This is a genomic window from Synechococcus sp. RC10A2 (assembly GCF_047502605.1).
The window spans coordinates 55,661-66,596 of record NZ_JANSHP010000054.1 but is presented as its reverse complement, the minus strand read 5'-3'; the positions used below and the strand labels follow the sequence as shown (position 1 = coordinate 66,596).

12 protein-coding genes are annotated in these 10,936 nt (G+C 61.0%); 8 read left to right on the top strand and 4 right to left on the bottom strand.

Features of this window, described 5'->3' with window-relative positions; all coding sequences use genetic code 11:
* Positions 1–288: 288 nt before the first annotated feature.
* Both NW848_RS07340 and NW848_RS07335 read left to right on the top strand, forming a co-directional pair.
* On the top strand, positions 289–1,062 hold the full coding sequence (locus NW848_RS07340) for a ZIP family metal transporter (RefSeq protein ID WP_414402450.1): 774 nt from the start codon (positions 289–291) through the stop codon (positions 1,060–1,062).
* 29 nt (positions 1,063–1,091) lie between these two features.
* Positions 1,092–1,874: an alpha/beta hydrolase gene (locus NW848_RS07335; RefSeq protein ID WP_414402449.1), complete on the top strand. Its 783-nt coding sequence runs from the start codon at positions 1,092–1,094 to the stop codon at positions 1,872–1,874.
* Here the strand turns inward: NW848_RS07335 and NW848_RS07330 are convergent.
* Positions 1,840–2,613, bottom strand: a complete 774-nt coding sequence (locus NW848_RS07330) for a DUF3598 family protein (protein ID WP_099887409.1) — start codon at positions 2,611–2,613, stop codon at positions 1,840–1,842. The genes NW848_RS07335 and NW848_RS07330 overlap by 35 nt on opposite strands.
* Before the next feature lie 50 nt (positions 2,614–2,663).
* On the opposite strand from NW848_RS07330, the gene NW848_RS07325 reads away from it, so the two are divergent.
* The 3 genes from NW848_RS07325 to NW848_RS07315 are packed head-to-tail and all read left to right on the top strand — an operon-like array spanning position 2,664 to position 3,687.
* Positions 2,664–3,026, top strand: a complete 363-nt coding sequence (locus NW848_RS07325) for a hypothetical protein (RefSeq protein ID WP_071813522.1) — start codon at positions 2,664–2,666, stop codon at positions 3,024–3,026.
* 4 nt (positions 3,027–3,030) lie between these two features.
* Positions 3,031–3,171 (top strand): hypothetical protein, encoded by a 141-nt coding sequence (locus NW848_RS07320; RefSeq protein WP_011430697.1) that lies wholly within the window; start codon positions 3,031–3,033, stop codon positions 3,169–3,171.
* Positions 3,172–3,183: 12 nt separating this feature from the next.
* The gene (locus tag NW848_RS07315) at positions 3,184–3,687 is read left to right on the top strand and encodes a cadmium resistance transporter (RefSeq protein ID WP_049749765.1); all 504 of its coding nucleotides are present in this window, start codon (positions 3,184–3,186) and stop codon (positions 3,685–3,687) included.
* Between the two features lie 284 nt (positions 3,688–3,971).
* Here NW848_RS07315 and murB read toward each other — a convergent pair whose 3' ends face one another.
* Together murB and murC are read right to left on the bottom strand one after the other, a co-directional pair.
* Positions 3,972–4,910 (bottom strand): UDP-N-acetylmuramate dehydrogenase, encoded by a 939-nt coding sequence (gene murB, locus NW848_RS07310; RefSeq protein ID WP_099883796.1) that lies wholly within the window; start codon positions 4,908–4,910, stop codon positions 3,972–3,974.
* Complete coding sequence (murC, locus tag NW848_RS07305; protein WP_099813067.1) at positions 4,907–6,439, bottom strand: UDP-N-acetylmuramate--L-alanine ligase; 1,533 nt, start codon at positions 6,437–6,439, stop codon at positions 4,907–4,909. Before murC ends, murB begins: the two co-directional genes overlap by 4 nt.
* Positions 6,440–6,703: 264 nt before the next feature.
* Between murC and NW848_RS07300 the strand changes: the two genes are divergently transcribed.
* From NW848_RS07300 to NW848_RS07290, 3 genes are all read left to right on the top strand, one after another.
* A complete protein-coding gene (locus tag NW848_RS07300; protein ID WP_011430700.1) occupies positions 6,704–7,849 on the top strand; it encodes an ABC exporter membrane fusion protein in 1,146 nt (381 codons plus the stop codon).
* Between the two features lie 9 nt (positions 7,850–7,858).
* Positions 7,859–9,043 (top strand): ABC transporter permease DevC, encoded by a 1,185-nt coding sequence (devC, locus tag NW848_RS07295; protein WP_011430701.1) that lies wholly within the window; start codon positions 7,859–7,861, stop codon positions 9,041–9,043.
* A gap of 178 nt (positions 9,044–9,221) precedes the next feature.
* On the top strand, positions 9,222–9,959 hold the full coding sequence (locus NW848_RS07290) for a DevA family ABC transporter ATP-binding protein (protein WP_011430702.1): 738 nt from the start codon (positions 9,222–9,224) through the stop codon (positions 9,957–9,959).
* On the opposite strand, the gene NW848_RS07285 is transcribed toward NW848_RS07290, so the two are convergent.
* Complete coding sequence (locus tag NW848_RS07285; RefSeq protein ID WP_041438425.1) at positions 9,956–10,924, bottom strand: GDP-L-fucose synthase family protein; 969 nt, start codon at positions 10,922–10,924, stop codon at positions 9,956–9,958. The genes NW848_RS07290 and NW848_RS07285 overlap by 4 nt on opposite strands.
* Positions 10,925–10,936: the final 12 nt, after the last annotated feature.

Here is a 10,936-nt window from a genome sequence, read left to right as displayed (position 1 = left end):
AAGTTGGTTTGCTAAGTGCTGCTATTGTACCCCTTGAGCCCTTAACAGGCTGTACTTGCAAAGAGTCTAGCGTCAAAGCGAGTTTATTGGGAGTGACGAAGAATATTGACATCCGGGTTGTATGCTGCTTGGCAGATGAACGGGATCTACGAGCCCGGGAAAGTAGCAAGCTGCGCCTCAGCAGCTAGAAAGCAATCTTCAACCGTCGAGGAGAAAGAGCCAGTGTTTCCTAGCCTGCTGAAAAAAGGGGAAAATTGAGAGGCGTTTGTCCTTGACGGAGAGTGGCTTGTGCATCCAATTGCCATGGGATCCCTGGCCAGCTTCGTGGCCGGGTTAGCAACGGGGCTGGGGGCTTTGCCGGCGCTGTTTCTTCCCTCGCTCTCGGAGAGGGTGCAAGGGATCCTGCTGGGGTTTGGGGGTGGGGTGATGTTGGCCGCCACCTCGTTTTCACTGGTGGTGCCGGGCACCGAGGCGGCGCTGGCGCTGGGATATTCCCAGTTCGGGGCGGCCGTGGTGATGGTGGCGGGCCTGTTGTTGGGGGCGATCTTTCTGGAGAGTGCCCACCAGCTTTTTCCCCACGAGCACTTTTTCAAAGGGGCTGAAGGGGAGAACCGCGCCCACCTAAAGCGGATCTGGCTCTTCATCATTGCCATTGCCCTGCACAACTTCCCGGAAGGCCTGGCGGTGGGGGTGGGATTTGCCACCGGCCAAGTCAGCGATGGGTTGGCGCTGGCCCTGGGGATCGGCCTGCAGAACATGCCGGAAGGGCTGGTGGTGGCCTTGTCGCTGGCCAGCCAGGGGTATTCGCGGCTGTTTGCTTTTGCCATTGCCCTGCTGACCGGGCTGGTAGAGCCCATCGGCGGCATCGTGGGAGCGACGGTGGTCACTTTGGCTCAGCCGCTGCTGCCCTGGGGCATGGCCTTTGCCGCTGGTGCGATGTTGTTTGTGATCTCGGATGAGATCATCCCCGAGTCGCACCGGCAGGGGTTGGAGCGGGAGGGCACCTTTGGCGTTCTCAGTGGGTTTGTGGTGATGCTGCTGCTGGATATTGCCCTGGGTTAAAAAGGGATCCCGTCCTGAGGTGAGGTTTTATGCTGAGCAACGAGCCTTTTCTGTGGCGGGGAAGAGGGGATCATGCCTGCCTGCTGCTGCACGGGTTGGGGGGTGGCGTCTACGAGTTGCAGTGGCTGGCGGAGCGGCTGTTGGCAGCCGGCCTGACGGTGCAGGGGTTTAACTATCCCGGCCACGACCGCCCGGCACCCCGCATGCCCCCTTCCCGCTGGACGGAGTGGTACGGGCGGGTTTTGGAACATTACCTGGCGCTGCAGCAGGAGTACCCGCGCCTTTCGCTGGTGGGGTTTTCCACCGGCTGCCTGTTGGCGCTGCACCTGGCCTTTGCCCACCCTGTCCACAAATTGGTCCTGCTGGCGCCGTTTTTTGCCATTCGCCACCGCTGGTACTATCTCTTTCGCCCGGAGCAGTACCTCAACAGCCTGGGCTGGCTCTTGGAAGAGGTTCCCCGCTTTCGCCTGCCGATTCGGGATGGCGATGTCCGCGCGTTGGCAGAAAGAGTGGCCTATTTGCGCAGCTTCAATCTAACGGCGGTGCGCAGCGCTCTGGAGCTGATCGAGCGGGTCAAGGGAGAGGTGGCTGGCATCCGGGTTCCCACCCTGATCCTGCAATCTCGCCAAGATACAGTAGTGGATCCTGAACAGGCAGCGTGGCTCTATCAAGAGCTGGGATCCGCCGAGAAGACCCTGCATTGGCTGGAGCGCTCCGACCACGTTCTCACCTTGGACTGCGAGCGGGAGACGGTGTTTGCCCAGGTCTGCGCCTTTCTCACCCCGGATCCCGCTCCAGCCGCATCAGCGTAACCCGCTGCCAGGCGCCGCCCTCGTCGTAGTCGCGCACCAGGCGCAGCAGGTGGCGGCCCTCCGGCCCTTCCGGAAACCAGCTCAGGCTGAGGGAAAAGCGGCGATCCCGATGAAGGGTGGGGATGGGCAAGGGATCCGGCCCGCCCATCCACAGCCCCCCCGGCAAGGGATCCCAAGGGCTGGCCCACTCTGAGAGATCTACATGAGTTTCGCTGAGCAAGCTATCGGCAGCAGAAAAGCTCTGGGCGATCCCCCGCCATCGCCCTTGCAAGGCCTCTCCCAGTTGCGCTTGGGTCAGCGCAGGAAAGTCGGCCCCAAGATCCAGCACCTGGCCGCGCCGCTCCAAGATGACCGTCACCCGCACCAGGCGGCCCTGGGGATCCCACTGCTGCACCACCCGCGCCTTGCGCTCTCCCCAAAGAAAGCCCTGCTCGACGGCAAAATCGCCAAACGGTGCCAGCTGCAGCCGCCCGTTGGAAAAGGAGCCATCGGGGAAAAAGCGCAAGCCGGGCGAGAAATCTTGATAGACCCAGCTCTGGCGGCTTGTTGGGGTAGGGGATCCCTCTAGGGGGTAGTAGGCATTGGTTTGGCGGATTGCGTCCCGATCCAAAGCCTCAAAGGTGATGAGGCTGCGCTTTTGGCCCACCAGCTCCCAGCCGTGGGCGGTGGGTCGATACTCGGAAAAGAGCCCGTGCCATTCTCCCAGGTGCAGGGCCAGGCATTCTCTCTGGGTTGTCATGAAGCACTGTGAAGTAACATTAGGGAGACGCAACGCGGAAGACAGAGCCGATGGGGAGGAAGTTCCGAGGTGGCATTTTACTGGTTTTGGGGTTTATGCTCTCGCCCTTTTCCTGGTGGAACGATTTGTTCTTCAACCTACCCATTGCCTATGGATTTGGCTACCTCTGCAGCTTGTGGCAGCCCCAGTGGCTTTTGGGAGGAACCCTTGCCGGGTACTGGCTTTCCAACTTGATTGGCCTTCTCCTGATGCAGTTTGGCGCTACTGATGTGGTTGAGCAAGGGGATAAACCCCGCAACCTAAAGCGCGATCTCGTTATTAGTTTGGCTTCTTCTACTGCCTACACTTTGGCGATCCTCGGGCTGGTGCAGCTTCACCTTGTCGATATCGGCGCCCTCTTCCCCACTTCTTAAGCTCATGCCCCTCCCTCTTTTCTGGACAACGCTGGCGGAAGGGATCCTCGCCTTTATTGCCACCCACATCGACGACTTTTTTGTGCTGGTTGTGTTGTTTGCCCAGGTGCAGATCCAACCTACTTGGAAGGGCTGGCAGGTTTAGCTGGGGGGCTACTTGGGCTTGGCAGGATTGATCTTGATCAGCCTTTTGGGGTACTTGGGGGGCCTGGTGCTGCCGCCATCTGCCATTGGCCTGCTGGGACTGATCCCGCTGGCGGTGGGCGGCTGGAAATTGTGGCGATCTGAAGCGGAAGAAGCCCTGTCGAAAGAGCTGGAAAAACTGCAAGATCGACCACCCGCAAAGACTGGGCTGCTCTTTTTGCCCTCGCCAGCTCTGCTGTCCATGCTCCTCACCTTTGCCAATGGCGGGGATAACATCAGCTTGTACGTTCCTTTGTTTGCCGGCAGCACCCCTCTCCAGTTGGCTCTCTTTTCTATAATTTTCTTTTTGATGAAAGGGCTGTGGTTTGCCATGGCTCAAAGGCTGACGGTGCAACCGGAAGTGGCCAAGATCTTGGCTGAACAGGGAGAGCGCTGGGTACCCTGGATTTTGATGAGATTAGGGGTGTGGATCCTGTTCAAAAACGAAACTTGGCGATGGCTGCTCGGGATCCCGTAGCGGGCGGAGTCCCTTCGAGTTTCAGTCGTTGTGCCGCTCTGAAGCCGGATCCTAGTTCAGATCTTCGTGGCGGTGTTCCCGTTCCCGCCAATCAAATAGCGGCGTTCTTCCGCGCTTGTGGGGGACTGATTGAGTTGTGCAATTAGTTGTGCAATTAAGCGACGTAAAGTAGCCGTGCCCTAACCATAAACTGACGCAAAATAATCAACGAGAATCCATCAAGGACTGGTGAGGACAGTTCAAGATCAGAACCATCCAATCATCAAAAAATGGGGTAGGCCAAATTAACTTATCAAAGGATCGTCAAAAGATCCCAGAATGCGCACTTCTGGCTCTAGGAATATCGACCATCGTTGATAAACCTTTTCTTGGGCCAAGCAAATCAGACGGTAGATGTCGTTGGCGCTGGCCTGACCACAATTGAGGATGAAGTTGGCATGGCGCTCGGAGATCTGGGCCCCGCCAATCCGGTAGCCCTTCAGACCGACCTGCTCAATTAGCCAGCCGGCAGGATAGGTTTCGGGGTTGCGAAAGACGCTGCCACAACTGGGCAGATGATAGGGCTGAGAGCTCAGGCGCTGGTTGAGGTGGCGCTGGGTTTGTCGCTGCACCTGAGCCGGATCCCGGCCTGGGAGTAACTGCAGCGTTGCCCCCGTCACCGTCCAAGGAGAGTCCTGTAGCCGCGAGCGGCGGTAGCCAAATTGCAGATCGACCGGTTCTAAGCGGCAGGGCTCCTGCTCTTCATCCAAAATCTGCACTTCCACCAACACGTCCGACATGGCGCGCCCGTGGGCGCCGGCATTCATCACCACCGCTCCCCCCAGCGTGCCCGGGATCCCGATGGCCCACTCCAAGCCACTCCAGCCCCGCTTGGCGGCTGCCCGCGCCAGGTTAACCAAAGGTTCTCCGGCAGCGGCCCAGATCCTCCCCCCCTCCAACAGTTGCATCCCGCGCAAACGCCGGGTGTGGATCACCAGCCCCGGCAGGCCGGCATCGCTGATGAGCAGGTTGCTGCCCGCCCCCAACAGTGTAACCGGGATCCCTTGCGCCCGCGCCCAGGCCAAACATTGCTGCAGCTCCAGATTGTTGTGCGGCTCGCAATACCACTCCGCCTTGCCGCCCACCCGAAAGCTGGTCAGAGGGGCCAAGGGGATCCCCGCTTGAATCCGTCCAGAGAGTCGGGCAACGCTTGAGGCATTGGGCACGCAGGGAGCTGTAGTCATGATGCCAATACCTCAGAAGCCCCCATCTCCCTGATCCCATCCTCCGCTTGCCCCGGCAATTTCCCTTCAAAGTTTGCCAGAGGCTGCTCCCCCAGCCGAGCCGCATAGGCCCGCATCGTAGCGGCTATCTGTTGATTGAGATCGCCTGCGCCCAAAAAAATTGCCAGATCTCCAGGTTGCAAGATAGACGGCAACACCTGCGGCAATTGCGGCAAAGAAGACACATAACGTACATGGGGATGGTGCTCCGCCACCGACACGGCCAGCCGCAAGCTGTCGGAGCCCTCAGGCGCTGCTTCTCCCGCCCCATAAGTGGGCACGATCACCACCACCTGCGCATCCGCAAAGCAGCAAGCAAAGTCCTGGAACAACTTGGCCAAGCGGCTGTGGCGATGGGGCTGGAACACCGCCACCACCCGCCGCTGCTGCAGCCGTGCCGCCCGCAGCGTAGCCCGAATCTCGCTGGGATGATGGGCATAGTCGTCGATAAAGGTGACCCCACCCACCTCGCCCCTGTGCTCAAAGCGGCGCCGCACTCCCGGAAACTGGGCCAGAGCAGAGGCAATCACGGGGAACTCCAAGCCCAGCTGCCGCCCCACGGCAACCGCGGCCAGAGCATTGCTGAGGTTGTGGGATCCCAGCACCTGCAGGCGGAGCTGGCCGAGGAGGGATCCCCTTTCCCAGATCTCGGCAGAGGTGCAATCGGCAGTGTAGAGGATCTGACGGGCCTGGTACTGGGCTTGGGGATGGCCGGCCAGGCTGTAGCCGATGTCCACCTTGAGGTGGGTGGCCACGTTGGGGCAGTCCAGACAGGCCACCAGGGTTTGGCTCTGCTGCCCATACTGCTGAAAGGCCCGGATCACCTGCTCCAGATTGGCGTAGTGATCCGGGTGGTCTAGCTCAATGTTGGTGATCACGCCAATTTGGGGATAGAGCCGCACCAGGGATCCATCCGACTCGTCCACCTCGGCTACCAGGTATTCCCCCTGGCCTAGACGGGCATTGCCATCCCAGGCGTCCATCTCCCCGCCGATGATCAAGGTGGGATCCCAGCCCGCCGCCAGTAACATGTAGCCAATCATGCTGCTAGTAGTGGTCTTGCCGTGGGTGCCCGCCACCCCAATGCTGGGACGATGGTTAAACAGGGCAGCCAGCAAATCGGCTCGATGCCAAACCTTTAGTCCCTTGTCCAGCGCCGCCGCTAATTCCGGGTTGGTGGGGCGAATGGCGCTGGAGTAGACCACCTGGGGATCCCCGGCCAAACCCTCCAGAGTGTGCCCCTGAATAAAGCGCACCCCCAAGGCTTCCAGGCGACGGGTGCGGCCATTGGCGGCAATATCCGACCCTGAAACCCGAAACCCCTGCTTGGCCAAAATGTAAGCCAGAGCCGACATCCCGACCCCGCCGATCCCGACAAAATGATAAGCCGGAAGTAGCGGGTTCAACGGATCTAAATTTTTCGCAGGCGGAGATGGAGAACGAGCTGGCGCCGGCGCAACGGCATCTTTCCCCCCAACTGTTTCCACCATCGCAACTCCACCTCACTCCTCGCACCACACCTAGAAATCGGCACCTGCAGAAAGGCCCCGGACACGGCAGATCATATCAGGAATCCCTTGGGTTAGGTAGCCGACGAAGGTCGACAACCGAAGACAAGCCGGAGAAAAACGAATACCCGAAAAATAAACACATGAGAAAAACCTGGACATCCTTGCCCCATAAACTTTACATTTATTAAAGAATTGCAACTGTAACGACCGACCTCAACCGCAAAACTCAACGAGTAGGGAACGATGAATCAGCGGCTACTCTGGTCTATTGCGGGAGCTGGATTGCTGGCCGGAACTGGGCTGGCCTGGCTGGGCCTGAGCCAGCAGGCGGCCACCCAATCCGTATCAGAGAATGCAACGGAGGAGACGCGGCTACCTCCCCGCGTTGGCGCCCTGGGTCGCCTGGAGCCGGAAGGAGAGGTGGTGCGGGTGGCCGGCCCTCCGGGAGAGCGACTGGGAGAGCTGCTAGTGGCCGAAGGGGAGCGGGTGAGGGCGGGGCAAGTGTTGGCCCGTCTGGAAAGCTATCGAGAGCGCCTGGCCGAGCGGGAGTATGCTGCTGCCCAACTCCAAGAAGCCCGCGCCCGGCTGGAGGCCGAGACCCGCTTTGGCCAAGCTCAAGTGGAAGAGGCGCGCACCCGCCTCAGCCGCCTAGACGAACCGCAACAGATGCAGATCCGATCCCAGGAAGCGGTGGTGGAGCGCCTTCGGGCGGAGCTGGCCGATGCCGAGGCCAACCTGGCTCGCTTCCAGGCCCTGTGGCAGGAGGGGGCTATCTCCCAGCAGGAGCTAGACCAGAAAGCTCTGCTGGTGCGGCAACGGCAGGAGGACTTGCGGGCTGCCGAGGCCACTCTGGATCAACTGCGCCTGGCCCGCGAGCGGGATCTGCGCAACGCCCAAGCCCAGGTGCAAGCTGCTGAAGCGGGGCTGAGGCGGGCGCAAGCGCAAGTGCAACTGGGATCCCTGGCCCGCAACCTGGAGCTGGCGGAGGCCCGTCTGGAGCGCACCCTCATCCGCGCCCCCCGGGCCGGCCAGGTGCTCAAGATCCGCACGCGGCCTGGGGAAGTTATCGCTGCCGACACAGGGATCCTCGAGCTGGGCAACACCGACCAGATGATGGTGGTGGCGGAGGTCTACGAAACCGACATCCTGCGGGTGCGGCCCGGACAACGGGCCACCATCAGCAACCGCGCGCTGCCAGAAACGCTGCAGGGCCGGGTGGAGCGGGTGGGCCTGCAGATCGGCAAAAAAGACGTGCTCAACACCGACCCCGCCGCCGATGTGGATGCCCGCGTGGTGGAGGTGTACATCCGCCTGGATCCGGAAAGCAGCGCCCGCGTGGCCGGCCTGACCAACCTGCAGGTGGATGTGGCCATCGAGGTCGAGGGGTAGGAGGGGGGAATGTCCGGCCTGTTCAGCGTAGCGTTTATCGGGCGGCGCATCCCCTTGGCCTGGCTGCAGTTGACGCGGGAGAAGATCCGCCTGCTGGTGGCCCTGGCGGGCATTGCCTTTGCCTGCATTCTCATGTTCATGCAGTTGGGCTTCCAGGACAGCCTCTTGGAAAGCGCCATCCGCTTCCACGTCGCCCTCAAAGGGGAGATCTTCCTGGTCAGCCCCCAGTCCAACGCCCTCATTGCCATGAACACCTTTTCCCAGCGGCGGCTCTACCAGGCGTTGGGCTTTGAGGGGGTACGGGCCATCTCGCCCGTCTATGTGGGCTTTGCCCTCTGGAAAAACCCCCAGACCCGCCGCACCCGCAGCATCTTTGTGGTGGGGGTGGATCCCTCTGCCGACCTGCTGGAGTTGCCGGAGCTGACCCCCGACAAGTTGGAGGAGATCAAGAAAGCAGACGTGGTGCTCTTCGACCGCCGCTCCCGCAGCGAGTTTGGCCCCATCCCGGAGTGGTTTGAGGCCGGTCGAGAAGTTTTTACTGAAGTAGGCAACCGCCGCGTCCAGGTGGGGGGCCTGTTCAAGATGGGGGCCACCTTTGGCGCCGATGGCACCATCCTCACCAGCGACCTCAACTTCCTGCGCATCTTTCCCCAGCGGGAGCGCGGCCTGGTGGATATCGGCGTAGTGCAGCTGCAGCCGGGAGTGGATCCCCAGCCGTTGGTGCAGCAGATGCGGGCCTTGCTGCCGGAAGATGTGCGGGTGCTGTCGCGGGCAGAGTTTATCGATATGGAGCAAAGCTACTGGGAGGAGGGCACGGCCATCGGCTTTATTTTCGGCCTGGGGGTGGCCATGGGCTTCATCGTCGGCATTGTGATTGTCTATCAGATCCTCTACACCGATGTATCCGATCACCTGGCGGAATATGCCACCCTCAAGGCCATGGGCTACACGGATACTTACCTGTTGGGGGTGGTGTTTCAAGAAGCTATTTTGCTGGCCGGCTTGGGGTATATTCCAGCTTTTGCCCTGGCAGTTTTGCTCTACGATTTGACGGCCAATGCTACGTTGCTGCCGATCGCCATGACCTTCAACCGGGCGGTGTTGGTGCTGCTGCTGGCAGTGAGCATGTGCTTTATCTCGGGGGCCATTGCCGTGCGGCGGCTGCGGGCAGCCGATCCCGCCGACATTTTCTAAGTTTTGGCAAGAATGGAGGAGGCAGATGGATTGTTGAATAGCTTGATCAACTGCCCAAAGACTTCTGGGATCCCTTCAATAGGCTTCTGGATGGTTCAATCGCGGCGGTTCCGATGATGGCCCAAGCGGTTACTGAATTGAATTGTCAACCCAAGTTGTTTGAGATTTTGAGCTCCCTATGCTGCCTTCCCTTCTCGATCAAGCTGCCCTCGCTTCCACCCAACATGCCGTTGAGCCGGTGGTCAAAGCCGAAGGGGTGAACCACTACTTTGGCGAGGGATCCCTGCGCAAGCAAGTGCTTTTTGACATCAACTTCGTTTTGCAGCCGGGGGAGATCGTGTTGTTGACCGGCCCCTCTGGCTCCGGCAAGACCACGCTGCTCACGCTCCTGGGAGCTTTGCGCTCGGTGCAAGAGGGCAGCCTGCGGGTGTTGGGGCAGGAGCTGCGGGGCGCTAAGCCCAACACCCTCATCCAGATCCGCCGCCAGGTGGGGTACATCTTCCAGGCCCACAACCTGCTGCGCTCCCTGACGGCGGCCCAAAATGTGCGCATGGCCCTGGAGCTGCACAACGGCCTTTCTCCTCAACAGGTGCAGCAGCAGGCAGAAGCGATGCTGGCGGCGGTGGGTTTGGGGGATCGCGTCCACTACTACCCGGAGCAGCTTTCGGGAGGGCAGAAGCAGCGGGTAGCCATCGCGCGGGCCCTGGTCAGCCACCCCAAGTTGGTGCTGGCCGACGAGCCGACCGCAGCCCTGGACAGCAAGTCGGGCCGCGAGGTGGTGACCCTGATGGAGAAGTTGGCGCGAGAGCAGGGCTGCACCATCCTCATGGTGACCCACGACAACCGCATCCTCGACATTGCCGACCGGGTGTTGCACATGGAGGATGGCCGCCTGGAGAGCCAGGTTGTTGCCTAGTTTGCCGGGGCGTGGCGGCGGTACCACTCGATGGTGCGCTGCAGCCCCTCCCGCAGGCTCACCTTGGCCACAAAACCTATCCTCTCGCGGGCTTTGGAGACGTCCAAGCAGCGGCGCGGCTGGCCGTTGGGCCTGTCGGTTTGCCAGCGGATCTCGCCCCGAAACTCCATCAGCTCGCAGATGAGGGCGATGAGATCCCGAATGGAGATCTCCTCGCCGGTGCCCAAATTGAGTGGCTCAGGGCTGTTGTAGAGCTGGGTGGCCAGGAGAATTCCCCGAGCCGCATCTTCGGCGTAGAAAAACTCGCGGGTGGGGCTGCCATCTCCCCACACCTCGACGTAGTTCTGGCCCCGCTGCTGGGCTTCATGCACCTTGCGGATCAAGGCCGGGATCACGTGGGAGCTTTCCGGATCGAAGTTGTCCATGGGGCCGTAGAGGTTTACCGGCAGGAGGTAGATGCCGTTGAAGCCGTACTGCTGCCGGTAGGCCTGCAGTTGCACCAGCAGGGCTTTCTTGGCGATGCCGTAGGGGGCGTTGGTCTCCTCCGGGTAGCCGTTCCAGAGATCTTCTTCCTTGAAGGGGACGGGGGTGAACTTGGGATAGGCGCAGATGGTGCCCACGCAGACAAACTTCTCCACCCCCGCCAGGTAGGCGGCGTGGATGAGCTGGGATCCCATGATCAGGTTGTCGTAGAAGAGCTCCGCCGGCTTGGCCTGGTTGAGGCCGATGCCGCCCACATGGGCCGCCAAATGGATGACGACATCTTGTCCCTGCACCACCTCTTGGCAGACCTCCCAGCGGCGCAGGTCGTGGGTGCGGGAGCGTGGGATCCGCACCTGCTCCGGCTTGACCCCCAGGAGTTGCAACTGCTGCAGGACGTGTTTGCCCAAAAAGCCGCTCCCTCCGGTAAGCAAGATGCGCTTTTGGCTGAGATCGATGGCACTGGACAAGCTGTTGGGCGTCATGGCTGGCGCGGA

Excerpts from the sequence above, each read along its gene's own strand:
- NW848_RS07330 (WP_099887409.1), bottom strand. The coding sequence starts at position 2,613 with ATGACAACCCAGAGAGAATGCCTGGCCCTGCACCTGGGAGAATGGCAC.
- NW848_RS07285 (WP_041438425.1), bottom strand. The coding sequence starts at position 10,924 with ATGACGCCCAACAGCTTGTCCAGTGCCATCGATCTCAGCCAAAAGCGC.
- devC (WP_011430701.1), top strand. The coding sequence starts at position 7,859 with ATGTCCGGCCTGTTCAGCGTAGCGTTTATCGGGCGGCGCATCCCCTTG.
- murC (WP_099813067.1), bottom strand. The coding sequence starts at position 6,439 with ATGGTGGAAACAGTTGGGGGGAAAGATGCCGTTGCGCCGGCGCCAGCT.
- NW848_RS07300 (WP_011430700.1), top strand. The coding sequence starts at position 6,704 with ATGAATCAGCGGCTACTCTGGTCTATTGCGGGAGCTGGATTGCTGGCC.
- murB (WP_099883796.1), bottom strand. The coding sequence starts at position 4,910 with ATGACTACAGCTCCCTGCGTGCCCAATGCCTCAAGCGTTGCCCGACTC.
- NW848_RS07325 (WP_071813522.1), top strand. The coding sequence starts at position 2,664 with ATGGGGAGGAAGTTCCGAGGTGGCATTTTACTGGTTTTGGGGTTTATG.
- NW848_RS07320 (WP_011430697.1), top strand. The coding sequence starts at position 3,031 with ATGCCCCTCCCTCTTTTCTGGACAACGCTGGCGGAAGGGATCCTCGCC.
- NW848_RS07290 (WP_011430702.1), top strand. The coding sequence starts at position 9,222 with ATGCTGCCTTCCCTTCTCGATCAAGCTGCCCTCGCTTCCACCCAACAT.
- NW848_RS07335 (WP_414402449.1), top strand. The coding sequence starts at position 1,092 with ATGCTGAGCAACGAGCCTTTTCTGTGGCGGGGAAGAGGGGATCATGCC.